Genomic DNA, 26,494 nt, shown 5'->3' with positions numbered 1-26,494 from the left:
CCCTACACAATTTGGGTACAGTCTGTTTCAAAATCAAATCGCCACTGTTTGGCCAGCTGAATAGTATTTCAATTGGATGATATCATTGGGAATTGGCCGTGTATTCCATGCCTTATGAATGGTTAATGCTGCACCAACAGCCGATGCCTGGGCCATTGAGGCGGCAAATACTTCCAGCCCTTTAAATTCAGCAGCAAGCAGGTGCATAAATACGCTGTTTTTGCTGAACCCACCATCAACAAAGATCCTTTTTACAAGAGTGCCTTTGAGGATTAGTTGGGTTGATGCAACCTGCAGGTTTATCAGGTCGAGCATTAGCTGGTGATAGGCTTCCGTATCATTTTTAAAACCGGTTAGCTCCCTTGTGCCAAATACCGATTCCTTTTTGAAGTTATCCTCATAAAAAACCTGGGAATGATTTTTTTTAAGCTTTTTGACAACCTCGGGATTGTAAGCGATGCTCCGGTATTTAATAACATCCACATTAAAATGTGCTGCTATCCGTTTTACCTGTTGCTCATACTCATTACCGGAGAACAACCTGGACGCTTTTACAGGATACCCCTGGTATTGTAAAAAGCTTAAACAATCGTTCTTAAGCTCCTGAACAGTCAAGGTTTGTTGATTAAAAGGATTCAGGCTGATACACCAGGTGCCTGTTGATATTAATATAAAAGGTTCATGAAAGTTTACCAGGTAGGGAATAAGTGCTGCTGAGCTATCATGCAACCCAGCGCCTACTTTATAGTTGGTGCCGGGAAACAGCGGGGCCGAGATCTTATTAGCCGGTACAATAGGTGGCAGTTTTAAAGCCACTCCCTCGCGCTGGATCCATTCATGATACCTGTTTTTTTCAAAATCCCACATGCCGGTATGGCAGCCAATGCTGGTAAGATCGGAATAATGATTGCCGGTTAGCAAAAAGCTAAGGTACTGTGGCAGGTGCAGGGCATATTTTACCTGGTTAAACACTTCCGGTTTTTCTTTTTTGAGCCTGTATAATTGCAGTCCCGAATTAAGACTGCCCAAAACCGGTGATGCTGTTTGGATGCTGAACGTTTCCTCCCCGCCATATTCCGCATAAAATTTCCGGCTTAATTCTTCGGGGTACGGTTTAAGGTAGTTGTACAATGGGGCAACGGGTTTGCCATCTTCACCCACATAAACAAAGCTTGCCCCGTACGATGAAAAGTTTACCGCTTTTATATTAAACTCCTTGAGCCTGAAAACCTCGCTTAATGAATCAAAAACAGATAGCCGCAGGCTTTCCAGGTTTTCGCAGGGGAAGCCATCCTCATCAACCGTTTCAATAAAACGTGCCGATTTCTCATACACTATCTGGTAATTTTCATCAAATAAAAATAGCTTTTTGTTGGTTTTGCCAACATCAAATACAACTATTACCGGTTTGGGGCTCATATATAAATATTAGCTACAACCCGGTAGCAACAGTTTTTGATCCGCGTTCTTTTATTAAGTTATCTCTCACCTGCAGCTTGCGGTAAGCGCTTATTGGGTTTAATGCACCACCCGACAACAGACTTGCTTCTGCTACCAATGATCGTATATCTGTACGATAGGCCTGCTGCAGGATCTCCTGGGCAAAGGTTACATCATTATTTTGCTGGGCTGCTGTTAATGCGGCCTTATCAACAATTAAGGCCTGAGCGTAAGCTATTTTTATAGCCTGTACTGATTGTAAAAGATCTTCGATCGGGTCTTTTACATTATGTGAGGCATCTATCATCCAGCCAATGTCAGTAGCATGTGCCATACCCCGTGCATCCATTCCTTCAACCAGCTCATTAAATATCAGGAATAGCTGGTATGGGTTTATGCTGCCTACAGTAAGGTCATCATCGCCGTATTTTGAATCGTTAAAATGAAAACCTGCCAGCTTGCCCTCCATCAGCAATAAAGAAACTATCTGTTCAATATTGGTATTGGGTAAGTGGTGACCAAGATCAACCAAAGTAGCTGCTTTTTTGCCTAGCTTATTTGCCAGTAAAAGTGACTGCCCCCAATCGCCGATGGTTGTTGAATAAAAATTTGGCTCAAAGGGTTTGTATTCAATCCACACTTTCCAGTCATCTGGCAAAGCGCTGTAAATTTCCTGCAGGCTTTCAAGCGTGTTTTGAAATGCCTTTCGAAAGTTTAATTGCCCCGGAAAGTTTGATCCGTCAGACAGCCAAACAGATAATGCTTTTGAATTAAGCTCAACGCCATATTTAATTACCTCGATATTATGCTCAACGGCTTGCTTTCTGACCTCTTTATCTACGTGATGCAGTGAGCCATATTTATAGCTATATTTTTGATCTGCCTGATCCTGAAATGTGTTTGAGTTTACAGCATCAAAGTGCAGGCCCCGTTGAGCTGCCAATGCTTTTATTGCTGCTGCATTTTCGGGGATATCCCAGGGGATGTGTAGTGAAATTGAATTGCTTGATTTATTAAGGGCATTGATAACACCTACATCCTCAATCTTTTCTTCAAGGCTTCGCGGCTCGCCGCCGCCCGAGAATCTTCCAAAACGGGTGCCGCCGGTCCCCAGTGCCCAGCTTGGAATAGCTATATTAAATGCCTGCAGCTTAGCCATCACATCATTAAGCTTTGGGATGCCAGCGCTTACAAATTCAAGCTTGCGCTTGTGGTCAGCCAGTTCATTATGGTTTAATTCATCAATTTTATACTGATCAATATTCATGGTAAAAGATTTATTGGTTTATAAAATCATTCGCAAAAGGCCGGGGGTATACAGGTATTAAATGTATAATTAACAGTCGCTTTTGGAAACGTCTAATATAGTAGTTGTAAAGGCATGTTTGCCAAATTTTTTAAAACTCCTTTTACGGCGCGGTTTGGATATATAGAAACATATAAGAATATACTTGCCTCAAAAGCCTGCAAATATTTTCTAAAATGCTACCGGGTTAAAACGGGGAAATTATTTGGGGACTTTTGACCATTATAGCGGGTAAAATCCACCATAAATTTACTCACAATCCGGAATGTTAAATTAATAACAATGATAATTTGAATTTCAATTGCCAGGAAATTATTTACGGAGCCGAAAGTGTTTATTGCTTTTAAACGCTTCTGATTAATAATAACGAAAGTTTTGGTATAATATCTTACTCATATAAACTTATTATAATATTATGATAAAATTAATGTGGTATGATTTTAGCGTATTATTGTTCATCCCAACCTTTTTTCTTGTTTTTGATTTAACAATTGTTTTAATTGTAAAAGCACTTGAATGTGAGGCTTATTGGGGAACTATTTTTGATAAATTACTTATGAGTGCTAGATTTAGATTTCTTTATTTGCTTATTGGCTTTGTTGGATTAGGCTTGCTTGGGTACCTTGCATTTGATACTTATCCATATATTAATTTTGGCCATGTGTTATTAATCACAACTGGAGATATGGTGTTTTTTTTCCTTGCTTATAAAACATACCCGGCATAAAAATTCCCGGTTTATGGTAATTTTCTCCCTTGCAGTCTGCAAGAGAAAATGATAGCAGGTAACATTTATCAACAGCTCCGTTGATCTAATACATTTATCTTAAGGGATAGTACTGTCTTTGCAATTTTCGCTCAAAATTGCTCACCTGATCAGATTTTAGGGACTTAAAACCGGATTATTGTTAATTTTAACAAAATTTAACATTTATCCCTCACTTTTTTGTGGCAAAAATTTGATCATCTGTTTAAGTTTGCCTACCAAAAAATAATAATCATTTAATGGAAGAAATAAATAGTAATACCGGGCATCTTTCGTCTGATGCCGTAGCTGGTACTTCATCGTATTCAACAGATATAAGGGCGCTGAACGAAATGATCCAGAAGGAGAGCGCTTTTATTGATCTCCTGAAAATGGAGATGGATAAAGTTATTGTTGGTCAGAAATATATGGTCGACCGCCTACTGATAGGTTTATTGGCTGATGGCCATATCCTGCTGGAAGGTGTACCCGGATTAGCCAAAACATTGGCGATCAATACACTTTCAAAAGCTATCCAGGCTGATTTTAGCCGCATTCAGTTTACGCCGGATCTGTTGCCTGCCGATTTACTGGGCACGATGATCTACAATCAGAAAAAAGAGGAGTTTATTGTGCGGAAAGGCCCACTGTTCTCCAACTTTATTTTGGCCGATGAGATAAACCGCGCCCCTGCAAAAGTGCAGAGCGCTTTGCTGGAAGCCATGCAGGAAAGGCAGGTTACCATTGGTGATACTACATTCCCGCTGCCAACGCCATTTTTGGTGCTGGCTACCCAAAACCCGATTGAGCAGGAAGGAACATATCCATTGCCGGAGGCACAGGTTGACCGTTTTATGCTGAAGGTTGTAATTGGCTATCCTAATAAAGAGGATGAGAAAAGAATTGTACGCGCTAATATTGCGCCGCAGGGAATGTTAAAGCCAAACCCGATCATTCGCCCTGACGATATTATCCGTGCACGCAAGGTGGTGAGAGAGGTTTATATGGATGAAAAGATAGAGCAATACATTATTGATATTGTTTTTGCAACCCGTTATCCTGATCAATATAAGCTGGCTAACTATAAAAATCTGATCAGCTTTGGTGCGTCGCCAAGGGCAAGCATTAACCTGGCGCTGGCTTCAAAGGCTTATGCATTTATAAAACGAAGAGGATACGTGATCCCTGAGGATGTAAGGGCAATTTGCCATGATGTTTTAAGACACAGGATCGGGTTGAGCTATGAAGCCGAAGCCGAGAACATGACATCGGAAGATATTATTACCGGGATTTTGAATGCGGTAGAAGTACCGTAGGGGAAAGAAGCGAGAGGACAAGAGTCAGGAATCAAGAAAGCAAGAGACAAGATTTAAAATAATAAGGAGAAGCATCAGGAACCGGAAGTCAAAAAATCAAAGTAAAAGTTGTAGCAACGCTGCTGTCTTGTCTTGATTCTTGACTTCTTGATTCTTGCATCTGAAATTATGGCTAGGGACACTAAAGAACTGCTTAAAAAAGTAAGAAAGATAGAGATAAAAACCCGCGGGCTGAGCAATCACCTGTTTTCGGGCGAATATCACTCTGCCTTTAAGGGGCGGGGTATGGCCTTTAGCGAGGTGCGCGAATACCAGATAGGCGATGAGATCCGTACTATCGACTGGAATGTTACGGCCCGCTTTAATCATCCTTATGTTAAGGTGTTTGACGAGGAGCGGGAGCTTACTGTAATGCTGCTGATGGACGTGAGCGGATCTGAAAACTTTGGCACGCTTTCGCAGCAAAAGCAGGATCTGGCTACAGAATTGTGTGCTGTGCTTGCTTTTTCGGCAATTCAGAATAACGACAAGGTAGGGGTGATATTTTTTAGCGATAAGATTGAAAAGTTTATCCCGCCAAAAAAAGGCAGGAGTCATATTTTAATGATCATAAGGGAACTGATTGATTTTACACCCGAAAATAAAGGAACCAACGTTGCAGAAGCTTTAAAGTATTTTACCAGTGTTATTAAAAAGAAGTGCACGGCATTCATTATGTCTGACTTTATGAGCCCGGTTTTTGAGAACGAACTTAAAATTGCAAATAAAAAGCACGATATAATCGCACTAAGGTTATATGACAAGCACGAAGAAGAATTTCCTGATCTTGGACTCATCCCTGTAAAGGATGAAGAAACTGGGCAAATTAGTTGGGTAAATACTGGTGATCCTAAAGTGCGCATCGCTTTTAAAGCAGATGCATTGCGGAGAAATGGCGCTTTAAAAGATGTGTTTAGCCGCTGTGGTGTTGATGCAACTGATATTGGTACGCATGAATCGTACGTTAAACCTTTAATGACATTGTTTAAAAAACGCGGGAAGAAAAGGTAATGATGAATAAATGTTTTTATAATTTCCTGGTTTTAATAGCGCTTTCAACCTGTTTGGTTTTAAATGTAAATGCACAAACTGTAGTTGTTGAGGCAAAGCTCGATCAGCAAACTATCCGCATCGGCGACCAAACCAAGCTGCGTTTAATTGTTCATCAAACCCTGAAAGAGAAAGTAAACTTCCCTAAGCTGGCTGATACGTTAACCGGCAAAGTACAGATAGTAAGCAGCAGGCTGGATACCGTTATTGACCAAAATGCCCATAACCAGGCAACAGTAACCCAAAGCTATACCATCACTTCGTTTGACCAGGGCACTTACACTATCCCGTCGTATTCAATTGGCTCTGCTACAGGTGTTTTAAAAACCAATGAGCTTACGCTGATGGTGCAAACTGTACAGGTTGATACCACCAAAGCTATTTATGATATTAAACAACCGCTTGCAGTATCCTATACATTTTGGGATTGGCTGAAAGATCATTGGATCTGGGTTGCACTTGGCTTAGCCGTTATTATTGCAATTATAGGTGTAATATGGTATTTGAAAAAGCGACCAAAAACTGTAACGATAATTAAAGAGGTTAAACCTGATGTGCCGGCGCATATAATAGCCTTGGGTAAACTGCAGCAACTGCGCGACAAAAAACTATATCAGCAGGATGCCGTTAAACAATACCATAGCGAACTAAGCGACATTATCCGGGAATACCTTGAAAAACGGTATGTAATAAAAACGCAGGAAAAAACCACAGATGAAATTTTTGCAGCCTTAAAATACATGGATATAGCCAATGAATACCGGGTTAAACTAAACCAGGTTTTGATTTTGGCCGATTTGGTAAAGTTTGCAAAAGAAAAGCCATTACCTGTTGATAATGAACTGAGCATGGAAAACGCATTGGGTTTTGTATTAAAAACACAGCAGGCAGCAGAATTACCAACAAATACAGAGGGAGGAAGTGAGCGTGTTTAAAGGAATTGAATTTGCGCATCCGGGGTTTTTCTGGTTGTTTATTCTTATCCCGGTAGTAATAGGATGGTATGTTTGGCGGGAGCGGAAGCTTTATGGCTATTTAAGTGTATCGGCAGTAAGAGGCTTTTCGGTGCCGTCAAAAAGTATTATTCCCAAGCTGCGTCATTTGGGCATTGCTTTGAGGGTTTTGGCTTTAGCTGCAATGATCATAGCACTGGCCAGGCCTCAATCATCCTTAAGCTGGCAAAATAGCACCACGGAGGGGATTGATATAATGATAGCTTCAGATATTTCAGGCAGTATGCTCGCCGAAGATTTTCAGCCAAACCGCATGGAGGCCGGTAAGAACATAGCCATAGATTTTATAAAGAACCGCCCTAATGACCGGATTGGTTTAGTAATATTTAGCGGCGAAAGCTTTACGCAATGCCCGCTAACTATTGATCATGATGTATTGATAAATCTTTTTAAGGATATAAAGAACGGGATGATTGATGATGGCACGGCCATAGGAATGGGCCTTGCCACAGCCGTTAACCGGCTTAAGGAAAGTGAAGCAAAAAGTAAGGTTATTATTTTGCTAACCGATGGATCAAATAATGCCGGATCAATACCGCCGGTAACAGCAGCAGAAATTGCCAAACAGTTTAATGTAAGGGTTTACACCGTGGGCCTGGGCACGAAGGGCTTTGCGCCATACCCGGTTCAAACACCAATGGGGGTACAGTACCAGCGGATCCCGGTGGACGTTGATGAAGGTACGCTTACAAAAATTGCCAATACTACAGGCGGTAAATATTTCAGGGCTTATAATAATGAATCGCTTAAAGGTATTTATGAGCAGATAGACAGGCTGGAAAAGGCTAAAATTGATGTTACCCAGTATCATAAAAAAACAGAGCTGTTTTTGCCACTTGCACTGGTAGCCTTGTTGCTTTTATTGCTGGAGTTTGGATTAAAGAATACAGTATTTAAGGGGGCTATAACTTAAAATATGTTACGTTTTGCACATATAGATTATTTATGGGGATTGTTATTGATCCCGGTTTTTATCCTGCTTTTTATTGTGGTAAGCAGGTGGAAAAGTAAGGCTGTAAAATCATTGGGCGACAGGAGTGTTGTAAACCTGATGATTCCTGATGTATCATTTTCGCGCCCGTGGCTAAAGTTTATTTTGTTTACTGTGGCTTATGCTTTTTTGCTGATAGGTGCGGCGGATCCGCAGATAGGGTCTAAGATGGAAGAGGAAAAACGTAAAGGGGCTGATTTGATGATCTTGCTTGATGTATCAAACAGTATGCTCTCGCAGGATTTGGTGCCTAACCGCCTTGAAAATGCCAAACGTGCCATAGCCCAGCTTATTGATAACCTGCATACCGATCGCATTGGTATAATTGTGTTTGCGGGTGAGGCTTATGTACAGCTGCCAATGACTACTGATTACTCGGCGGCCAAATTGTTTTTAAATACCATAAATACCAATATGGTACCCACGCAGGGTACTGCTATTGGTTCGGCAATTGACCTTGGAATGAAATCTTTCGATTTTAAAGACGGCACCGGCAAGGCCATGATAATTATTACCGATGGCGAAAACCATGAGGATGATGCGGTTGCCGCTGCCAAAAATGCAACGGATAAGGATGTTACGGTGCATGTTATTGGTGTTGGCTCTCCCGAAGGGGCTCCTATCCCAATTTATCAAAACGGCAAACAGGTTGGTTTCCATACAGATAGTGCGGGCAAAACTGTTGTAAGTAAGTTGAACGAGGATATGGGTAAGGAAATTGCTGCGGCAGGTAATGGGGCTTACGTAAGAGCAACCAACGCCAACAGCGGCCTGGGAATAGTGATGGATCAGATTGGAAAGATCCAGCGGAAAACCATTGACAGCAAGAATTTTAAGGATTTTGAAGACAGGTTCCAGTTTTTTATTGGGTTTGCATTTTTGTTACTGGTGATTGAGTTCTTCATCTCGAACAGGAAAAGCCAAAGGCTAAGCAATTTGAAATTATTTGAAGTGAAAAAAACATGAAGCAGCTAATTATCATCCTATTATTTTTACTGCAGGGTTCGTGGCTTTTTGCACAGCAGGAGAAAAGCCTGGTACATAAGGGTAATGAGCTTTATCAGCAAAAAAAATATACTGAAGCTGAAGCTAATTATCGCAAGTCGATGGAAAAGCGTAAGAACGTGGAAGGTGATTTTAACCTCGGCGATGCGCTTTTTAAGCAAAAGAAATTTACCGAAGCAGGCGAACAGTTTAACCAGCTTGCAGGGGCATCATCAAACAAAAACATTGCTGCCAAGGCTTATCATAATTTAGGCAATTCACTGCTGGAAAATAAAAAGCTGGAAGAAAGCATTGATGCGTATAAAAAATCATTGATCAATAATCCTAAAGACGAAGAAACCCGTTATAATCTTGCCTATGCACAGGAAAAGCTGAAGGAACAGCAGAAAAAGGATAAGGATAACAAGGATAAGAAGAAGAACGACAAGAACCAGGATAAAAAAAACCAGAACAAAGACGATAAGAATAAGGATAACAAAGACCAAAATAAAAAAGATCAGGACAAGAAAGACCAGGATAAGAAAGATCAGGACAAAAAGGATCAGGATAAAAAAGATCAGAAAGACGGCCAGCAGCCTCAGCCCAACAAATTATCAAAAGAAGATGCCGAACGGATGCTTGACGCGCTCAATAACGATGAAAAGCAAACCCAGGAAAAGCTGAAAAATAAAAAATTAAAAGGTGTGAAAATGCACATTGAGAAGGATTGGTAGATGGGGAAGTCCGAAAGTCGGAAAAGTCCGGAAGTCCGGAAGAAAAAATTAACATTACAACCTTTCAACAGGTTAATAAAAATGAAAATAAAGTACTACATATTAACCTTATTACTATTCTGGGGAGGCATACTTAAAGCCCAGGATGTAAAATTTACTGCGGGGGTAAGTAAAACTACCGTGGGAACAGGTGAGAAGTTCCAGGTTGATTTTACGGTGAATGGGAACAGCAGTGATTTTAATCCACCGGCGTTTAGCAGTTTCCAGGTATTTTCAGGGCCCAATGTATCAACAAGTATGGAATCTATTAACGGCGTTACCGCTGTTAGCAATTCTTACAGCTATATTTTAATGGCGGCTAAGCAAGGTGACTTTACTATTGGGCCGGCTACCATAATAGTAAACGGAAAGAAGTTAAGCACCAATGCTATAAGGATGAAGGTGGTTAAAGGGCAGCCGGTTCAGCAAAACAACGGCCAGGGAAACGGCGCAGATAACAGCATTATTGAAGGTAATACTGCCGACCTGGCAAAATCCCTGTTTATAAAAGCTGTTGTTGATAAAGCCAACGTTTACCTGGGCGAGCAGCTAACGGTAAGTTTCAGGATCTATACCAGGGTTGGTATTGAGGACAGCCGACTTGATAAAGTGCCCGACCTGACCGGTTTTTTTAACCAGGACATTAAAAGCCCGCAGCAGCAGCAACAGGTGCAATGGCGTGTTGAAACCTATAAAGGCTTAAAATATAATACTGCCGATCTGAAACAAACTATACTATTCCCCGAACATGCGGGTGATCTTACCATTGAACCTATGGAAATGACATTGCTGGTACGACAGCCCGTTCAGTCGAGGGATGTTATGGATCAGTTTTTTGGCGGCTCATTTAAAGAGGTTAAATATAAAATCAAAAGCGCTCCAGTGGTGATTCATGCAAGGCCGCTGCCCGAAACAGGAAAGCCGGATGGCTTTGCCAGCGCCGTAGGCACATTTAATATTGAAGCATCGGTTGATAAAACGGAGCTTAAAGCAAATGAGGCTTTGAATTATAGAGTTAAAGTTACCGGAGCTGGCAATATTAAGCTGCTAAAAACGGTAAATACCAATTTTCCGACCGACTTTGAAAAATACGACCCCAAAATCACCGATACTGTAACAGAACGTGCAAGCGGCGTATCTGGCAGCAGGATCTACAACTACCTGCTGATCCCAAGGCATCAGGGGGATTTTGTTATCGATCCAATTAAATTCTCTTATTTTAATCCCGCAACCGGTAGATACGTAACAGTAACATCTAAATCATTTAAAATTAAAGTAAATAAGGGTGTTGCCGAAAGTAATGTAACCGCGTTAGCAGGGGCAGACAAACAGGATGTTAAAACGCTGGGTAAGGATATCAGGTATATTAAAACAAGCGACACCACTTTAGACAAGCCGGGGGATGGTTTTTTTGGATCGGCAGGATACTATTTACTATTGGTAATTGGCCCGGTTTTGTGTATCGGGGCTTATAACTACCGCAACCGGATGCTGAAGCTTAACAGCGACATAGTATTGGTAAAAAATAAAAGGGCGCGTAAGCTTGCTGCTAAGCACATGGCTAATGCACAAAAACAACTGCATGCAAATAATACGGCTGCGTTTTACGAAGATGTATTTAAAGGAATGTATGGATACTTGAGCGATAAACTTAATATTCCTTATGCTAATTTAGACAGGGAAACCATTGCATCGGCGTTAAAAGAAAAATCGGTGACTGAACAGTTGGTAAACAGGGTGCTTGAAACATTGGACGTGTGCGAGATGGCGCGTTATGCACCGGTAACCCACATCTCCAAACAGGAGGTATTTGAAAAAGCCAAAGGCATTATAAGCGATATTGAAAACGAGATTTAGCATGTTAAAAAAGGCATTATATATTTTTATAACATTTGTTATCCCCTCCATATGTTTTGGAGACGATAACGTGCAGGCGCTTTTTGCAAGCGGTAATACCAGCTATAATAAAGGGCAGTATAAGGAAGCGCTTGCTGCTTATCAGAAGGTTTTTGATTCGGGCTACGAATCTGCAGCCTTGTATTTTAATATGGGGAATGCCAGCTATAAAACTGATGATTTGCCTTCGGCTTTGCTGTATTATGGCAAAGCACACAAACTTTCGCCGGGTGATGAAGATATTAACTTTAACATTCGCTTTGTAAACCAAAAAACAACCGATAAAATAGATGAGGCCCCAGAGTTTTTTGTTACTAAATGGTGGCGGGGATTTATATTAGGATTTTCGGCAAATGTGTTAGGATGGCTTAGCGTCCTTTTCGTTTTAGCGGCTTCCGGGGTGTTGATCCTTTATTTTTTTACAGGTTCTGTCGCTATAAAAAAGTCTTCATTTTACGGTGCTGTTATTTTATTTGTGCTTGGCGCATTTACTATTTTTACTGCCGGGATGCAGGTAAGCTACTTTAGCGGGCATAAGGAAGCGATAATCTTTAATCCTTCAGTTACGGTTAAAAGTGGTCCTGCGGAAAAGGCCGGAGCTTTATTTGTAATTCATGACGGCACAAAAGTGAATGTTTTGGACGACAGCAACGGCTGGTTAAAGATAAAGCTTACCAATGGGAGCGAGGGTTGGATAAAGACGGGGGATGCGAAGGAGATATAGCTTTAAAGATTCAAGATATTAGAGTCAGGAATCAAGATAAAAAAATAATCAACTCCGCCCGTTCGAATATTGGCCATAAAAACCGGCAAACAAAAAACCCTTAACTTTTAGCTAAGGGTTTTTTGTTATAGAATGCTTAAATGCATTAAGAAACCGGCGTTAAAGTACCTGCTGCAATAGCTTTCAAAGCAGTTATACCTGGTATAAACACATATAAGCTGCCATCAGTACGGATAAAACGTGTCATATTAGGCACGTCTACTTTCTCACCTGTTTCTGTTATGTATTCAAAATATTTGTGCATTGGGTCGCCATCTTGGGCATGACTGCCAAAAAGCGGATCAATCCCGCTCCTGTTATTGGTAGCATCGGGGAAACGGAACTTGCCTTTCGAGATCCAGTTTTTCATTATAAACTGAAACTGGTTAAACAGATGGCATCCTATGAATAAACCTATTAATCCTCTTTGGATCCCATCAGGTTCGCCCTCTACATATTTGGGCCCATACGGCGAAGCACGGCGCATTACCCTGTTTATGCCGGCCTCGTTTACATTCCCGGTCACATTATAATCATCCCGGGGATTGGCCCTGCGGATGTGTGCCGCATAAGGGCACACCTGTCCAAGTGTGTCGTTATGCCCGGGCCCTTTTTGGTGTGTGGTTGCGGTGATGTAATTAAAGTTGGTGTAATCAAATCCCTTCAGACTGTCAACCGGCCCGGTGGGTGATACTATCAGTGGGGTACCATCGGCCCATCGCCCACACATTTTAGCGGCAACCAGGTCGGGATCTTTAGCCTGGCCTATAAAGCTTTTAAACGCTTTTACATCCTGGTATAAAAACCTGAATGCTGCAAAGCTGCCGTTATACAACAACTTGTGCGCGGCATAAGGGCTTTGCGGATTATAAGCAAAATGGTAAGACGGCACTGGGGGACGGTCATCAGCAGAAAGCTGACCGTCTCTTACGTTCAGTAATTTATTGTTCCAGGGTACATCTTCAACCCGCGGCTGCGATAAGCTGTCTTTATAATCAAAGTGAATATAATCTATCTTGTCCCCCTCATAAATAGGGTCAGAATCTTTAATGAAGGCCGGTACTAACGCAGGTTTGCCGTTAATAACAGGGATCATTTCCATCAATTTATTATAATAAATTTCGCGATCGCTTTCTACCTGGGTAAAAAGTGTTACCTGCAGGTGCAGATCGTTGCCGTTTGGATCAGGAGGCGTGGGCAGCAGCCAGTCGTTCTTACCTCTCGTCCACCATTTAGCAGGCGCGCTGTCATCTGTGTCACCAATATCAACACAGTTATTGTTGTCGGTAGCGCCTTTCTTAAACACACTAAATAACTCGCGGCTACTATCCGCAACTGTTTTGCAATTAGCAGCGCCTATCATTTGCACAAGGCCGGCATATGTAAAACCAATATTAAGGCAATAAGGCGGCTTATAACCATGTTTCCATGGCTTGGCAGTGGTAATATTAAGCAGGGCATTACTCCCGGGTGCCAGGTTTTTGCAGAACAGCTGCGCACCTGTTACATCCCGGATGTTCAGAACAATGTATTTGATGTGGTTAAAATTATAACCCCTTAATAAAAGGCCCTGGATATCATCCAGCGCAGGGTTTGGCAAAACTGGCGGTTTATCTGCCTCGGTTTGATCTGTTTTTTTCATGGCAAATTAGCTGCTGCAATCCGGTTTGCTTGACGGTGGAAATTGAATATCAGTTTTAGGCGGGAAAGGCCATAGCTCAACGCCGGGTACACCATTCACTGAATAATTGGTCAGGATATTGCTTACACTAAGGCCTGGGAAAGTAGCGCCAAACAGCGGGTTTGTAAGTTTATCCACCGCCTTGCCAGCAAGAGTAGGATCGGCAAAGTTATAGTTCATTAACAGGCAGTTAAATGCATCGGGGTTTGATTTTACACCCTTGTTGCCTATAATAAAATTTGCAGAATTAGGGCCATTGGCATCTATCCCGGGGATGTTGCTCTCGTCCATTACGCTCACAATAAGGTTCAGGCCTTTTTCAATGGCTTCCTGCTGTACAAATGAACCAATGTAATCGGTAAATTCACCATCGTAAATGGCTTGCACAACTAACAGGTCCTTATCGGGCATTGGCTGAAACGTTGTAACCGGAAGCTTTGACTTAGAGCCGGCCGCAACAGCGTAAAACATAAAAAAATGGACCCCGGTTTGAGCGCGCATATCCGGACCCGGACCCGGATCATTGGCGGCTGTTTTAACAGCATGATGAAGCAATTGAGCGCCTTCGAGCGCCTTGTGGAACAATCCTTTTTTAATAGGAAAAAACAAGAACAGCATGTGCTGCTGATCAGCGGTGCCCACATATTTGATGGCATTTGATTCTGACATTGTGTGATAGGGTTAAGTTTACCTACTCTATTCAGGCTTTTCGGTATCCGCCTTTTTTATAAATTTCTGTTATAAAGCAATATCCATATCAATACATGGTCTGCAATTTATTAACGTTATTAACGGTTTAGTACTGATTTCAATGTTAAAATAAAAGGCTGTTATACCTTATTGTGGCGAATAATAAGTGTTTAAGTTTCTCCAAATGTAATTTATAGCATTGATATTAACAATAGCGCTAAAAATTAAATAATAGCTAATTATTCACCTGCCCCGTTCAAGTGCGCAGGCGCTTGAACGGGCAGGTAAGATGGGATCATTCACCCCAAAAGTTGTTTTCACTTTCCAGGTTTGTAGTAAAAATATCGGCTTTTGTAATTTGGCCGTTTTCAACGGTGTAAACATCAATATTATCTACATCTAAAATGCCTCCGGCAGGTTGGGTGGCATTCCAATGTAATAAACAGGCTACCTTGTTGCCGTTAACGCTTATCGTTTTAATATCCGTTAACCTTAGCGTATTGGCCGATAGCTCAAACATTTTACCAACCATTTGAAATACTTCGGCATTTGAATGTTTGATGCCTGATACCCGATTGTTGCCTGGCTGATTCCAAACAATATCAGGGTGTAATATGGCAGCCAGTTTTGCATTGTCGCCTTGTTGTACTGCTGTTAAAAATTCTGTAACTACTTTTTTTGCTTCGTTTTCCATTTTGTTTGTATTTAATTGATTATTAATTGTGTTGTTTACTGATTTTTGTTGCGCATGCCCGTAGCTTACTAAAGCCAGCATGCATAATATAAGCCTGTGTTTTATCATCTTAATGATTAATGAAATCTATGATGTCACCGCTGATGAGTGGCGCTTCGCTGATGTACATCCCGTGCGGAAGTCCCTCGTAAATTTTTAGGATACTGTTGATTAGCAGGTCGCTGGTTGGCAGGACAGTGAGATTGATTGGGCAGCTTACGTCCTTATCCCCATGCAATAGCAATACAGGGATGCTGATCTGCTTTAATTCGTCACACTGGATACTGCTGTAGCAAGTGTTCAGCATTTCGACCGCAGCCCTTGCAGATGCCTGCAAAGTAATGTCCATTGTCCAGTTGACCAGGTGTTGTGATATTTCAGTACTTTTTAATGGCAGGTCATAAAAGCCATCTATAAGGCCGTAGACATAAGCGGGTCTGTCTCTTTTAATAAAGTTTAAAGCTTCATTATGTAACGCCCGGTCAATACCTCCAGGGTTACTTACGCTTTTTGCGATGTTTGGGGTAGTGGTACCGATCAGCACAGCTTTTGAAACACGCAGATCGCCATAATTAGCCAGGTATTGGGTTATAACTCCGCAACCCATGGAGTGACCAATCAATATTACTTTATCCAGGTCAAGCCTTTCTATCAGCGCTGCAAGGTCATCGGCCAAGGTAAGATAATCATAACCGCGCCATGGCTGATCGGATCGGCCGCAGCCGCGCTGGTCGTAAGTAATACACCTGAAACCTTTATCGGTAAATTCATGCATCATATACTCCCATGAGTCGCAGTTTACGCACCAGCCGTGTACAAAAACTACAGGGATACCGCTGCCCCAATCCTTATAAAATAAATTTGTTCCGTTTGTTACTTTAATTGATGCCATGATGTGATCTCCTTTTTTTATAAATTTTATAAAGCAAAGGTGATGAGGAAAGGTCGCCTGTTAATTACCATTACACGCCATTAGCTTACCATTTTGCGCCAATATTATTTTTTGAACCTGCTGCAGATTATATTCGTACCAGATTACAACACTATGGAAGATCAACAAAAGAAACTGATAATAAGCTTGCTGGCTTATGCGGCGCAAAGGGATATCTCGCCAGAGGTATTATGTAAACTAGCAAACATCACCCAGAAAGAACTTCAAAACAAAGAGAAACAGCTTACCCAAAAGCAGGTAACGGATGCCTGGGTAAATGCCATCCATTTAAGCAGGGATGATCATTTCGGGCTGCACTTCGGGGAGTCGTTGCAGCTATCGGCATTAGGCGTTGTTGGCGAGATCATAAAAAGCAGCAGTACGGTTGGCGAGGCTATTACGGTAGCTTCTTCGCTGGTACATTTATTAACCGATTCATTTAAGCTGGAAATAGTGCAAGATGCGGATTGGTTTACGGTTCATTTTATCCCCCAGGTACCAAATTGGCAAAATTTGCAGCCGATAAGTCAAACACTTGACCTGCTGATGGTATTTACGATCCATGAGATGGACGGACTGATGCTCAAAAAAATAAAACCAGTAAAGGTAAATTATGCCAAGCCAATTGATAATATGGACGATTTTGAACGGGTAATGCGTTGTAAAGCCATTGCTATTAATGATGGATGTTCCATAGCATTTGACAAGCGCTATTGGGACGAGCCGATAATAACCGCCAATTACGAATGGCAAAACATGCTGCTGCAGAAAATTCAACCCTTAAAGGAGCCGGTGATTGATAAACATACGCTGCACAAACGCATTTATAATTATTTGCTTGATAACTCTTACCTGGGTATGGTATCATTAGAAGATATTTCATCAAACTTTAACCTAAGCGCACGCACTATCCAGCGAAAGCTAAAAGAGGAAGGCGTGAATTTTCAGCTGATAACAGATGAGGTACGCAAAGCTCTTGCAATTAATTACCTGAAAGCAGGGGATGTGCCGGTTAAACAGATCTCGTATATGCTGGGTTATAACGAGCTGAGTGCTTTTACCCGTACCTTTAAACGGTGGACAGGAGTAACACCGGGGAGTTATGCGAAAACATTAAGAAATTAAGTTGGTAATGGTTTTTTTACAGCAAATCTTCAATTATAATTTATCTTTATTACCATAATTCAATTTAAACACCAATAGGATGGACGAGCTAAACTTTATCAATAATTCAAACGATGCCAATAATTCACAGGTAGTGATTTTTCAGCAAAATAACTCACTTCCGGATGGACTGGAGGTCGCCGTGCACCTGATCTCTTTAAGCAAAGGCTCAACCGCCAGCGTCCCTGTTGCTGCTGATGTTGAATTTCATGTAGCAGTTATAACCCCGGCTATAACCGTTAATGGCGGAGTTATGAAAATAGAGGAAATTTCAACCCCTGCTGTTTTAATGAAAGCCGGCCAGACAGCTTCAATTAGCGGGGATAGTGATTCAGGGTATGTGATTAGTGTGGAGGGGTAGGAAGGCTTTTGCTAGGGGTAGTCAATAATTATCACCGTGTCATTGCGAGGAACGAAGCAATCGCATACTTTACAGAGCGAACAGAAAGGTGCAGAACTTGCACTGACGGTTGTGTACAGCGTGCGGTTGCCACGCTGCGCTCGCAATGACATGTTTTTAATTATTACTTCGATCATATAGATTAAACTATGCAATTTGTAATCAAAACGTAAACTAAACAAATGCTTCTTTGACAAATAAGACCAATCGGTTTATATTTGTACTCGTAATGACAAAGGCAGAAAGAACACGGCAGTTTATTATTGAAATGGCAGCGCCCATTTTTAACAGGAAAGGGATTGCCGGTACGTCGATGAGTGATATTATGGAAGCCACCAAGCTGGCTAAGGGCGGCCTGTATGGCAACTTTGAGAGCAAGGAAGAGATCTGCCTGGAATCATTTAAATACTTAACCGACCTGCTTTCTGCAGAGATCAACAAAAGTATTGATGGTAAAGTTACTGCAAAGGAAAAGCTTTTTGCGTTGCTTGATTTTTACGAGAACAAGTTGTTCAAATCGAATAACGGAGGATGCCCGATCCTGAATTTTGGTACCGAGGCTGATGATACTAACCCGGTGATGAAACAAAAGGTAAACGAAGTTATAAACAGGTTTCAATCCAGAATTTCGAAGATCATTAACAAAGGGCAGGAAAGCGGTGAGTTCCCAAAAATATTTGATGCGGAAACATTTGCCATAAAAATGTTTACCATGATTGAAGGAGCCATATTAATAAGTAAGGTACAGAACAGCAGTAAGCACATGCATGTGGTAACTAATATGCTTAAGGCCGAAATTGAACAAAATAGCAAATAAATTTTTTTGCTATTTAAAAGACCGATCGGTCTTTTAAATAAATGAGAATAAAAAGAACAAAAAATGAATAATTTAAAACGAAACCTGCTAATCATTACTGTTCTGCTTGCAGCAGTAATGGAGCTGATAGATACCACGATAGTAAATGTAGCGCTATCGCACATGAGTGGTAACCTGGGTGCTACGCTGGAAGACACCACCTGGGTAATTACCGCTTACGCTATTGCTAATGTTATTATTATCCCCTTAACCAGCTTTTTAACTATTAAGCTGGGGCGAAGAAATTATTATATCGGCTCTATTATTTTATTTGTTGTCTGTTCGTTTATGTGCGGGAGTGCAACTAATATTTGGACACTGGTGTTTTTCAGATTTTTGCAGGGGCTTGGCGGGGGGGCATTGCTGTCAGTATCGCAGGCTGTTATTTTTGAGCTGTTCCCTAAAGAAAAACAAGGTGTTGCCAGTGCTATATTTGGCGTAGGCGTATTTATCGGCCCAACAATTGGTCCCACAATGGGTGGGATCATCACCGAAAATTATTCATGGCCGCTGATATTTTACATCAACATCCCGATAGGAATATTAGCTGCGACCTCCTGCTATTTTTTGCTTACAGAACCTACCATAAAATCAAAAATACAAAGGGTAGACTGGACTGGCATCGTCCTGCTAACCATTGGCATAGGGTCACTACAAACCGTGCTTGAAAGGGGCCAAACTGAGGACTGGTTTGCTACAGGTTATATCCTGTTTTTAACCATTACCGCAGTTGTAGCATTAACAGCATTTATTATATGGGAACTGCATGTGGAGCACCCGGTGGTAAATCTGCGGGTTTTTAAAAGCAAAACATTAACCATAGCGGCTATACTAACTTTTATTACGGGGATAGGCATGTTTACTTCTATCTTCCTTACACCGGTAATTGCACAGCGCTTGCTTGGCTTTACACCTACACAAACCGGTTTGCTGCTATTGCCGGGAGCCATAATAGCAATATTAGGATTAATGGTTTCGGGTAAGCTTTTACAGGCAGGGGTATCGCCGCTGATAATAATAGTTGTGGGTTTCTTTTGCTTTATCTATTTCAACTGGAACATGTCGGGTATGAGCCTGGATACCTCCGCAAATACAATTACCATAAACTTAATATTCAGGGCATTGGGGATGGCGTTTTTAACTGTGCCATTAACAATGCTGGCTATATCATCATTGGCGCCGAAGGATATTCCGCAGGGAGCGTCGTTAAATAACATGATGCGGCAACTTGGTGGGGCGTTTGGGATTTCGGCTATAAACACCTACTCTGCCCGCAGAATAGCTTCGCACCGTACTGATTTGCTTGCCAATATTACAACCACAAACCCACAGGCTGTTGAACGGCTTAATTCGTATACTGCATATTTTCAGCACAAAGGGATCGGCCTGGCCGATGCAAAGCTGAAAGGAATGCAGGTGATAGACCTTGCAGTTGTTAAACAATCAACATTATTGAGTTACCTGGATTCTTACTATTTGATAGGGCTATTATTTGCTATTGCGCTGCCTTTGCTGCTGTTTGTGGTTAAAGCGCCAAAAAGCACAGCGCCTAAAATGATATTGACGGATCATTGAGGGTGGGGTTAGAGATTAGAGATTAGAGGTTAGAGACCAGAGATTAGTTGGGGTTAGGAGGATGAAAACAACAATAAAACAATATAATAATCAAACAATTAAAACAATGAATATTACAGGAAAAACAGTACTGATAACCGGTGGCGGTTCGGGTATAGGCTTTGAGATAGCCAAATTATTGAGCAATAAAGGTAACAAGGTAATTATTACCGGCAGGAGCGAAGCTCGTTTGCAAAAAGCGGCAGCGCAGTTAAACAACGTTAGTTATATCTCAACAGATGTGAACAGCGAAAATGACGTTGATAAGGTGGTTGAACGTATAAACAATGAATTTGGCGGATTGGATATTTTGATTAATAATGCAGGTCAGGCATACTATCATCGTTTGAGCACTGATAGCGGTATTTATTCAAAGGCCGCTGATGAGATCCAAACCAATTACTTATCAATAATAAGACTTACAGAGAAATTATTGCCGCTGTTGCGTGTTTCAAAAGAAGCTGCAATAGTAAATGTAAGCTCAATAGTGGCTTTTGTACCGGGTATAAACCTGGCTACTTATGCAGCAAGCAAAGCCGCCCTGCATTCGTACACAAGGGCACTAAGATATGCCCTTGCTTTAAATACCGGGATTAAAGTATTTGAGTTGATGCCGCCGTTGGTAAATACCGAATTCTCCAGTGAAATAGGTGGCGAAAACGGCATTCCGCCAGAGGTAGTTGCCCAGGGTTTGGTAGATGGTTTTGAAAAAGACGAATATGAATTACACATTGGCCAAACTGCTGATCTGTACAAATTATATCTTTCATCGCCCGAAGAAGCTTTAAAAACACTGAACCAGGGAAGGGAATAATTTTAGAACCAGGAATTAAGAGCCAGGAATCAAGATAAAAAATCGATATGTTCCCTTTAATAAACTAAAAGGCGAAAGATAAAAGGTAAAGTATATTTTTTCGTTAAAACCTTTCGCCTTTTAGCTTTTACCTTTCACCTTTTTACTTATTTTTAGCGCCTGAATGGAAGCTAAAAATAATAAGAAAACCATCTGGGCATGGTGCATGTTCGATTGGGCCAATCAATCATACAATATGGTGATCACCTCAACCATATTCCCGGCCTATTATGTTGCTGTAACGGCAAACGCTAAAAAGGATAATATGGTTACCTTTTTTGGGCATCCATACGTAAATACTGTACTATTTACTTACATACTTGGGCTTTCCTATTTAATAGTAGTTGCCATATTGCCTATATTAACGTCCATTGCTGATTATCGCGGCAACAAAAAACTGTACCTGCAAATGTTTACGTGGCTTGGCAGTTTGGCCTGTGCCGGTTTATTCTTTTTTAAACCGGATAGTCCCCTTGAAATTCCGATGATCTGTTTTGGCCTTGCATCCATAGGATACTGCGGAGGCTTTGTGTTTTACAATTCATACCTCCCGCAAATAGCATCTGTAGATCAGCAAGACGCCGTTAGCGCAAAAGGTTTTATATACGGCTTTTTAGGAAGTATTGTGGTGCAGGTAATTTGCTTTATACCGGTATTAAAGCCGCTATGGTTTGGTATTACCGATGATGCGTTACCAGCCCGGATCTCATTTTTAATTGTGTTTTTTTGGTGGATTGGCTTTGCCATTATTCCGTTTTTTATGCTGCCAAAGGGACAACCTAATGCTGGCTCACATAACTATAATGTATTAACAGGAGGGTTTAAGGAGCTTGCAAAAGTATTTGGTAAAATAAGACAGATGCCGTTGTTAAAACGTTTTCTTTCCGCATTTTTCTTTTACTCGGTAGGGGTGCAAACAATTTTGCTTGTAGCCGCCAGCTTTGCCGCCAAAGAACTGCATATGAAGGATGACGACCTGATCAGCATTATCCTCATCATTCAGGTGGTAGCTATTATTGGCGCCTATATTACTTCTAAATCATCAGAAAAATATGGTAACGTGCGCACGCTTATAGTTTTGATAATCATTTGGACAGTATTGTGCTGCTTCTTATACTTTATCGCCAATGATATGCAATTTTATGTTGCAGCATTTGTGGTTGGTTTAGTAATGGGAGGAGTAATGTCATTATCGCGCTCAACTTATTCCAAATACTTGCCTTTAAATATTCCTGATACCGCTTCATACTTTAGCTTTTATGATGTTACAGAAAAACTATCAATAGTAGTGGGCTTGTTTTGCTTCGGTTTTGTTGAATCATGGACCCATGAAATGCGTAATTCAGCGCTGGCATTAGATTGCTTTTTTGCTATCGGTTTATTTTTGCTGATCATATTACTGCTGGCTGAAAAGAAAGTAAAAAAGGCTGAAATAGCTATTCCTGTTTAATATGCATCAACAAAACGCCACTTACTGGATAGATCACTTACAGCTGCAACCGCACCCTGAAGGCGGCTATTACAAAGAAGTTTTTCGTTCTGAAATAGAGGTAACGGATAACGACTCTTTCAAATTTAAGCGGGCCTGTACCTCCATTTATTATTTACTTGAAGGAGCGGACTATTCAGGCTTTCACCGCCTTGCATCAGACGAGATCTGGTATTTTCATAAGGGAGTTCCATTACACATTCATGTAATTGATGATGCTGGGGCACATTTAACATTTGAGCTTTCAGATACTGCATCAGGAAACTTATCCATAGCCATAAAAGCCGGATTATGGTTTGCGGCAGAAATCCCATCCAAAGAAGAGTTTACCTTAGTAAGTTGCGCCGTTGCTCCCGGTTTTGATTTTAGCGAATTTGAGATGGCCGAAAAGCACAAACTAACCGCATTGTATCCGCAGCATGAAATCCTGATCAATAAATTGTGCAGGTAGCTTGGGGTGTTAATTAATTTTCTTAGTTTTAATTTATATTTCAGGGTACTATTGCCCCGATGTACCTGACCATTTGAGCATAAAACCAATTATCAATCAATAAAAACTTAAAAACATGAAACGATTATCGCTATTATTAACCATGCTGGTAACATTTGCCTGCAGTTCAGTTTACGCGCAATTTACCCAGGCAAAGCTTGTGGGTGAATTTACCCGTGCAAAAGCTTACACTAAAGCTTATCTTGATGCAATGCCCGCTGATGGTTACGCATTTAAACCAACTCCCGAAATGAGGAATTTTGCACAGCAAATGCTTCATTTAGCGGATGCGAACTACTTTTTCTGTTCAATGGCCAGCGGCAAACCAAGCCCGCTTGGTAAAGATGTGTCTGTTGAAAAAACTGTTGCCCAAACAAAAGAAGCCACTACAAAAGCAGTAATGGATAGTTATGATTTTGCAATAAGTAGCCTGCAGGGCATGACCCAGGCTCAGCTGGATGAAACTACAAAGTTTGCTGGTAAAGACATGGCGAAATTTGAATTATTCGGAAAAGGATTTGAACACCAGACCCACCACCGCGGACAAACAACTGTTTATCTACGCTTAAAAGGTGTAACTCCACCTCCTGAAATGCTGTTTTAAAAACTATCGACTAAAAGAAGGCCCGGTATGCATCAGCATAACCGGGCTTTTTTAATATTATGGTTCCCTTAATATAAATACGCAGAAAATTTTTACTTATTTTTATCTCACATCAATTCCTGATTAAATTGAATAAGATCCTTCTTTTTGGGCTTTTACTTTGGAGTGCTTCTACGAGCGCTCAGTCAAAACTCGTGGCGGTTCAACAATATCGCGATTCGGTAGTGATCTTTGATCTGAAAAGTCAGATAAAAACCGGGCATGTAAAAATCGGTTTTAAACCGCATGAAATTACGTATGATGCGGTCACCAAAAAATGCTTTATCAGTAATTTTGGACTGGAAGATTATGACCTCAGGATCGGCAAAACCGGGAATGTGATCAGTGTTGTTGATCCATTTGTTGGGAAGCTTGTTAAGGAACTTTACACGGCTGCTGATACCGCTGTCCATAATGGTCCGCATGGGATAAAGGTCAGGCAGGGTAAGTATAGGGAGCTTTTTGTAAATACAGAGATCGGCGGCGACAGCATGCTGGTTTTTGATACACAGCATCTTATTGTAAAAAGAAAATTCGCCCTTCCAAAAGGCACACATAATTTTTCTTTTTCCCCGCGCGATGATTCACTTTGGGTAATGGCTGGGCAAAACGGGGTTTATAGGATCGACCCTGAAAATGGGGCTATACTACAGCATATGGAGCTTTCAAGCCCGGTAAGGGGGCTTTTAATAGCGAAACAATGGATAGTAGCATCGTGCAAAAACGAAATATTCCTGCTTTCAAAAACAGATCTTTCAATTTTAAAGCACTTTAGCAACCTGCAACTTAAGGTTGGCCTGATCCTGTATTCAAACATAACCGATGATCAGAAATATATCCTGGCGCCGGCACCTTTTGATAGTGTTGTATTGGTGATTGATGCAGCAACTGGTGAAGTGATGCACAGGCTCCAAACCGGCGACACCCCAATAAATGTACAGGTTAGCGGTATGAGGGCCTATGTTTCGCATGCTAAAGATGACTATATTGGCACTATTGACCTCGGCACCTTTAAAGTATCAAAAGATTTAAAGGCATTTGGCACAAACGGACTTATTGTAATAAAGTAAATTATAAAATTTATGAGAAAATATTTAGCCGTTTGGCTGATATTATTAATAACTATTTGCAGCGTAAATGCGCAAATCCCCGTTAAAAGTCCATCGCCATTTATAGTTAAAGGTTTCCATATAGATCTGCGGATCCAGGTGATGACGATGGATGCGTTAAAGGCATTGGCATTAAAATTAAGCAAAGCGGGGATCAATACCATAATAATGGAATGGGAGGGAACCTATCCTTTTACAAAACATCCGCTGATCCCTAACCGGTATGCTTATAGCAGGGAGGAGGTTATAGGGTTTATAAATTACTGCAACTTTATAGGTGTTGACGTGATCCCCCTTCAGCAAAGTTTTGGGCATGTGGAATATATTTTAAGGAACGATAGGTACAAAGACCTCAGGGAAGATCAAAAGGATTTTTCGCAGGTTTGTCCGCTGCAAACAGAGCAGGATAAAGCATTATTTTCCGACCTGTATACTGATCTTGTATCAACCCATACTTCAAAATATATTCACATAGGGGGCGATGAAACTTATTTGCTTGGGCATGATGAACGATGCAGGCTAAAGGCGGCAAAAGAGGGAAAATCAAAACTGTATATTGATTACATAAAGATGCTTTGCGATATTGTGATAAAGCTTGGCAAAACGCCTGTATTGTGGGCTGACATTGCCTTGAAATACCCTGATGCTATAAAGCAATTACCGAAAGGAACAGTATTTATTGACTGGAATTACGGTTGGGATATGAACAATTTTGGCGATCATAAAAAGCTGGTGGAAAGCGGCTATGAAATTTGGGGCGCACCGGCATTACGTTCATCGCCTGATAATTATTTCCTTACGCAATGGGAGAAGCATTTCAAAAATATCCGCGATTTTGTGCCTGCTGCGGCAGGCTTAGGGTATAAGGGGATAGTAATGACCTCGTGGTCAACATCGGGCCAGTATTCGCCTGTATTTGAATCAGAAAACGAGATGGCTGAGGAGTATGCTATCCGGCATGTTTACCCGCTGAGCGGCTTTAATATGCTGGTAACGGCTTATACCGAAAGTGTAACCAGTACGAAACCACTGAATATTGAAGGCTTTATTACTAAATATTGTAAAGAACACTATGGTTTTGATGCAAACGAATCGGAAACGTTCTGGCATGCTTTGAAAATAACACCTTATGAGGTCAGGAACGGGAAAGTTGTATCTGTCGTCCAGTTTTCGGTTAAGCAAATATTGGATAGTACAAAAACAGCGTTAGAAACACTTTACAAGCTTAAACCGGATAAGAACAAGGATGAGTTTGAGCATTACAGGCTGATGACCGGGATCAGGGTAAATTACCTGCAGTTCCAGGATATTTTGCAAAGGGTTAACTCGCCATCATTTACCGGATCAATGGTGCCCGGGGTTTTACAGGAATTAAAAAACCTGATGATCAATGAAGAAGTGCTGGACATGCACTTTACCGAACTGAATAAAAATTTCCTGAACGCATCGGAAGTGAAAACAGAAAATAGCCTGAGAGCTGTAAGGGTACAGCTGCTATACGACCGATTATCCCGAAATAAATAAA

At 41.2% G+C, this 26,494-nt stretch carries 25 protein-coding genes; 19 read left to right on the top strand and 6 right to left on the bottom strand.

Annotated elements, in window-relative coordinates; translation table 11 throughout:
* Positions 1 to 33 precede the first annotated feature (33 nt).
* Together BUE31_RS06865 and BUE31_RS06860 are read right to left on the bottom strand one after the other, a co-directional pair.
* Complete coding sequence (locus BUE31_RS06865) at positions 34 to 1,419, bottom strand: FGGY-family carbohydrate kinase (protein ID WP_073401449.1); 1,386 nt, start codon at positions 1,417 to 1,419, stop codon at positions 34 to 36.
* 13 nt (positions 1,420 to 1,432) lie between these two features.
* Positions 1,433 to 2,707 (bottom strand): sugar isomerase, encoded by a 1,275-nt coding sequence (locus tag BUE31_RS06860; RefSeq protein WP_073401447.1) that lies wholly within the window; start codon positions 2,705 to 2,707, stop codon positions 1,433 to 1,435.
* A 454-nt stretch (positions 2,708 to 3,161) separates the two neighbouring features.
* Between BUE31_RS06860 and BUE31_RS06855 the strand changes: the two genes are divergently transcribed.
* From BUE31_RS06855 to BUE31_RS06815, 9 genes are all read left to right on the top strand, one after another.
* Positions 3,162 to 3,473 carry a hypothetical protein gene (locus BUE31_RS06855; RefSeq protein ID WP_073401445.1) on the top strand — a complete coding sequence of 104 codons (312 nt, stop codon included), beginning with the start codon at positions 3,162 to 3,164 and terminating at the stop codon, positions 3,471 to 3,473.
* Between the two features lie 374 nt (positions 3,474 to 3,847).
* Positions 3,848 to 4,807 carry an AAA family ATPase gene (locus BUE31_RS06850; RefSeq protein WP_410503968.1) on the top strand — a complete coding sequence of 320 codons (960 nt, stop codon included), beginning with the start codon at positions 3,848 to 3,850 and terminating at the stop codon, positions 4,805 to 4,807.
* Between the two features lie 168 nt (positions 4,808 to 4,975).
* Positions 4,976 to 5,857 carry a DUF58 domain-containing protein gene (locus BUE31_RS06845; protein ID WP_073401443.1) on the top strand — a complete coding sequence of 294 codons (882 nt, stop codon included), beginning with the start codon at positions 4,976 to 4,978 and terminating at the stop codon, positions 5,855 to 5,857.
* Positions 5,857 to 6,831: a BatD family protein gene (locus BUE31_RS06840; protein WP_234997761.1), complete on the top strand. Its 975-nt coding sequence runs from the start codon at positions 5,857 to 5,859 to the stop codon at positions 6,829 to 6,831. The genes BUE31_RS06845 and BUE31_RS06840 overlap by 1 nt, the downstream gene beginning before the upstream one ends.
* Positions 6,818 to 7,822, top strand: coding sequence for a vWA domain-containing protein (locus BUE31_RS06835; RefSeq protein ID WP_234997760.1), 1,005 nt, complete (start codon positions 6,818 to 6,820; stop codon positions 7,820 to 7,822). The genes BUE31_RS06840 and BUE31_RS06835 overlap by 14 nt, the downstream gene beginning before the upstream one ends.
* A 3-nt stretch (positions 7,823 to 7,825) precedes the next feature.
* Positions 7,826 to 8,866 carry a vWA domain-containing protein gene (locus BUE31_RS06830; RefSeq protein WP_073401439.1) on the top strand — a complete coding sequence of 347 codons (1,041 nt, stop codon included), beginning with the start codon at positions 7,826 to 7,828 and terminating at the stop codon, positions 8,864 to 8,866.
* Positions 8,863 to 9,618 carry a tetratricopeptide repeat protein gene (locus BUE31_RS06825; protein ID WP_073401437.1) on the top strand — a complete coding sequence of 252 codons (756 nt, stop codon included), beginning with the start codon at positions 8,863 to 8,865 and terminating at the stop codon, positions 9,616 to 9,618. The genes BUE31_RS06830 and BUE31_RS06825 overlap by 4 nt, the downstream gene beginning before the upstream one ends.
* An 81-nt stretch (positions 9,619 to 9,699) precedes the next feature.
* Positions 9,700 to 11,514: a BatD family protein gene (locus BUE31_RS06820; RefSeq protein ID WP_073401757.1), complete on the top strand. Its 1,815-nt coding sequence runs from the start codon at positions 9,700 to 9,702 to the stop codon at positions 11,512 to 11,514.
* Position 11,515: 1 nt separating this feature from the next.
* The gene (locus BUE31_RS06815; RefSeq protein WP_073401435.1) at positions 11,516 to 12,277 is read left to right on the top strand and encodes an SH3 domain-containing protein; all 762 of its coding nucleotides are present in this window, start codon (positions 11,516 to 11,518) and stop codon (positions 12,275 to 12,277) included.
* A gap of 145 nt (positions 12,278 to 12,422) precedes the next feature.
* On the opposite strand, the gene BUE31_RS06810 is transcribed toward BUE31_RS06815, so the two are convergent.
* The 4 genes from BUE31_RS06810 to BUE31_RS06795 form a co-directional block, all read right to left on the bottom strand.
* The gene (locus BUE31_RS06810; RefSeq protein ID WP_073401433.1) at positions 12,423 to 13,958 is read right to left on the bottom strand and encodes a Dyp-type peroxidase; all 1,536 of its coding nucleotides are present in this window, start codon (positions 13,956 to 13,958) and stop codon (positions 12,423 to 12,425) included.
* 6 nt (positions 13,959 to 13,964) lie between these two features.
* Positions 13,965 to 14,666, bottom strand: a complete 702-nt coding sequence (locus BUE31_RS06805; RefSeq protein ID WP_073401432.1) for a hypothetical protein — start codon at positions 14,664 to 14,666, stop codon at positions 13,965 to 13,967.
* A gap of 316 nt (positions 14,667 to 14,982) precedes the next feature.
* Positions 14,983 to 15,381 (bottom strand): nuclear transport factor 2 family protein, encoded by a 399-nt coding sequence (locus BUE31_RS06800; RefSeq protein ID WP_073401755.1) that lies wholly within the window; start codon positions 15,379 to 15,381, stop codon positions 14,983 to 14,985.
* Positions 15,382 to 15,490: 109 nt separating this feature from the next.
* The gene (locus tag BUE31_RS06795; protein ID WP_073401430.1) at positions 15,491 to 16,312 is read right to left on the bottom strand and encodes an alpha/beta fold hydrolase; all 822 of its coding nucleotides are present in this window, start codon (positions 16,310 to 16,312) and stop codon (positions 15,491 to 15,493) included.
* Positions 16,313 to 16,465: 153 nt separating this feature from the next.
* On the opposite strand from BUE31_RS06795, the gene BUE31_RS06790 reads away from it, so the two are divergent.
* The 10 genes from BUE31_RS06790 to BUE31_RS06745 all read left to right on the top strand — a co-directional run bounded on the left by BUE31_RS06790 (position 16,466) and on the right by BUE31_RS06745 (position 26,493).
* A complete protein-coding gene (locus tag BUE31_RS06790; protein WP_073401753.1) occupies positions 16,466 to 17,476 on the top strand; it encodes an AraC family transcriptional regulator in 1,011 nt (336 codons plus the stop codon).
* Positions 17,477 to 17,555: 79 nt separating this feature from the next.
* Positions 17,556 to 17,876, top strand: a complete 321-nt coding sequence (locus BUE31_RS06785) for a hypothetical protein (RefSeq protein ID WP_073401429.1) — start codon at positions 17,556 to 17,558, stop codon at positions 17,874 to 17,876.
* 268 nt (positions 17,877 to 18,144) lie between these two features.
* The gene (locus tag BUE31_RS06780; RefSeq protein WP_073401427.1) at positions 18,145 to 18,732 is read left to right on the top strand and encodes a TetR/AcrR family transcriptional regulator; all 588 of its coding nucleotides are present in this window, start codon (positions 18,145 to 18,147) and stop codon (positions 18,730 to 18,732) included.
* A gap of 63 nt (positions 18,733 to 18,795) precedes the next feature.
* Positions 18,796 to 20,346 (top strand): DHA2 family efflux MFS transporter permease subunit, encoded by a 1,551-nt coding sequence (locus BUE31_RS06775; protein WP_073401425.1) that lies wholly within the window; start codon positions 18,796 to 18,798, stop codon positions 20,344 to 20,346.
* Positions 20,347 to 20,452: 106 nt separating this feature from the next.
* Positions 20,453 to 21,199 (top strand): SDR family oxidoreductase, encoded by a 747-nt coding sequence (locus tag BUE31_RS06770; RefSeq protein WP_073401751.1) that lies wholly within the window; start codon positions 20,453 to 20,455, stop codon positions 21,197 to 21,199.
* Between the two features lie 163 nt (positions 21,200 to 21,362).
* Positions 21,363 to 22,688 (top strand): MFS transporter, encoded by a 1,326-nt coding sequence (locus tag BUE31_RS06765; protein ID WP_073401423.1) that lies wholly within the window; start codon positions 21,363 to 21,365, stop codon positions 22,686 to 22,688.
* 1 nt (position 22,689) lies between these two features.
* A complete protein-coding gene (locus BUE31_RS06760; protein ID WP_073401421.1) occupies positions 22,690 to 23,178 on the top strand; it encodes a cupin domain-containing protein in 489 nt (162 codons plus the stop codon).
* Positions 23,179 to 23,293: 115 nt separating this feature from the next.
* Complete coding sequence (locus BUE31_RS06755) at positions 23,294 to 23,821, top strand: DinB family protein (RefSeq protein ID WP_073401419.1); 528 nt, start codon at positions 23,294 to 23,296, stop codon at positions 23,819 to 23,821.
* A gap of 194 nt (positions 23,822 to 24,015) precedes the next feature.
* Positions 24,016 to 24,930 (top strand): YncE family protein, encoded by a 915-nt coding sequence (locus tag BUE31_RS06750; RefSeq protein ID WP_073401417.1) that lies wholly within the window; start codon positions 24,016 to 24,018, stop codon positions 24,928 to 24,930.
* A gap of 12 nt (positions 24,931 to 24,942) precedes the next feature.
* Positions 24,943 to 26,493, top strand: coding sequence for a beta-N-acetylhexosaminidase (locus BUE31_RS06745; protein ID WP_073401415.1), 1,551 nt, complete (start codon positions 24,943 to 24,945; stop codon positions 26,491 to 26,493).
* Position 26,494: the final 1 nt, after the last annotated feature.

The sequence above is a fragment of the Mucilaginibacter sp. OK098 genome, assembly GCF_900142915.1.
Taxonomy (GTDB): domain Bacteria; phylum Bacteroidota; class Bacteroidia; order Sphingobacteriales; family Sphingobacteriaceae; genus Mucilaginibacter.
Note: the sequence above shows the minus strand (reverse complement) of the source record. Positions and strands in the feature narration are given on the sequence as shown.

Coding starts and splice junctions, on each gene's coding strand:
- BUE31_RS06795 (WP_073401430.1), bottom strand. CDS start 16,312: ATGGCATCAATTAAAGTAACAAACGGAACAAATTTATTTTATAAGGAT.
- BUE31_RS06825 (WP_073401437.1), top strand. CDS start 8,863: ATGAAGCAGCTAATTATCATCCTATTATTTTTACTGCAGGGTTCGTGG.
- BUE31_RS06830 (WP_073401439.1), top strand. CDS start 7,826: ATGTTACGTTTTGCACATATAGATTATTTATGGGGATTGTTATTGATC.
- BUE31_RS06840 (WP_234997761.1), top strand. CDS start 5,857: ATGATGAATAAATGTTTTTATAATTTCCTGGTTTTAATAGCGCTTTCA.
- BUE31_RS06780 (WP_073401427.1), top strand. CDS start 18,145: ATGACAAAGGCAGAAAGAACACGGCAGTTTATTATTGAAATGGCAGCG.
- BUE31_RS06860 (WP_073401447.1), bottom strand. CDS start 2,707: ATGAATATTGATCAGTATAAAATTGATGAATTAAACCATAATGAACTG.
- BUE31_RS06765 (WP_073401423.1), top strand. CDS start 21,363: ATGGAAGCTAAAAATAATAAGAAAACCATCTGGGCATGGTGCATGTTC.
- BUE31_RS06800 (WP_073401755.1), bottom strand. CDS start 15,381: ATGGAAAACGAAGCAAAAAAAGTAGTTACAGAATTTTTAACAGCAGTA.
- BUE31_RS06745 (WP_073401415.1), top strand. CDS start 24,943: ATGAGAAAATATTTAGCCGTTTGGCTGATATTATTAATAACTATTTGC.
- BUE31_RS06810 (WP_073401433.1), bottom strand. CDS start 13,958: ATGAAAAAAACAGATCAAACCGAGGCAGATAAACCGCCAGTTTTGCCA.
- BUE31_RS06865 (WP_073401449.1), bottom strand. CDS start 1,419: ATGAGCCCCAAACCGGTAATAGTTGTATTTGATGTTGGCAAAACCAAC.
- BUE31_RS06820 (WP_073401757.1), top strand. CDS start 9,700: ATGAAAATAAAGTACTACATATTAACCTTATTACTATTCTGGGGAGGC.
- BUE31_RS06785 (WP_073401429.1), top strand. CDS start 17,556: ATGGACGAGCTAAACTTTATCAATAATTCAAACGATGCCAATAATTCA.
- BUE31_RS06770 (WP_073401751.1), top strand. CDS start 20,453: ATGAATATTACAGGAAAAACAGTACTGATAACCGGTGGCGGTTCGGGT.
- BUE31_RS06760 (WP_073401421.1), top strand. CDS start 22,690: ATGCATCAACAAAACGCCACTTACTGGATAGATCACTTACAGCTGCAA.
- BUE31_RS06805 (WP_073401432.1), bottom strand. CDS start 14,666: ATGTCAGAATCAAATGCCATCAAATATGTGGGCACCGCTGATCAGCAG.
- BUE31_RS06755 (WP_073401419.1), top strand. CDS start 23,294: ATGAAACGATTATCGCTATTATTAACCATGCTGGTAACATTTGCCTGC.
- BUE31_RS06790 (WP_073401753.1), top strand. CDS start 16,466: ATGGAAGATCAACAAAAGAAACTGATAATAAGCTTGCTGGCTTATGCG.
- BUE31_RS06815 (WP_073401435.1), top strand. CDS start 11,516: ATGTTAAAAAAGGCATTATATATTTTTATAACATTTGTTATCCCCTCC.
- BUE31_RS06855 (WP_073401445.1), top strand. CDS start 3,162: ATGATAAAATTAATGTGGTATGATTTTAGCGTATTATTGTTCATCCCA.
- BUE31_RS06775 (WP_073401425.1), top strand. CDS start 18,796: ATGAATAATTTAAAACGAAACCTGCTAATCATTACTGTTCTGCTTGCA.
- BUE31_RS06845 (WP_073401443.1), top strand. CDS start 4,976: ATGGCTAGGGACACTAAAGAACTGCTTAAAAAAGTAAGAAAGATAGAG.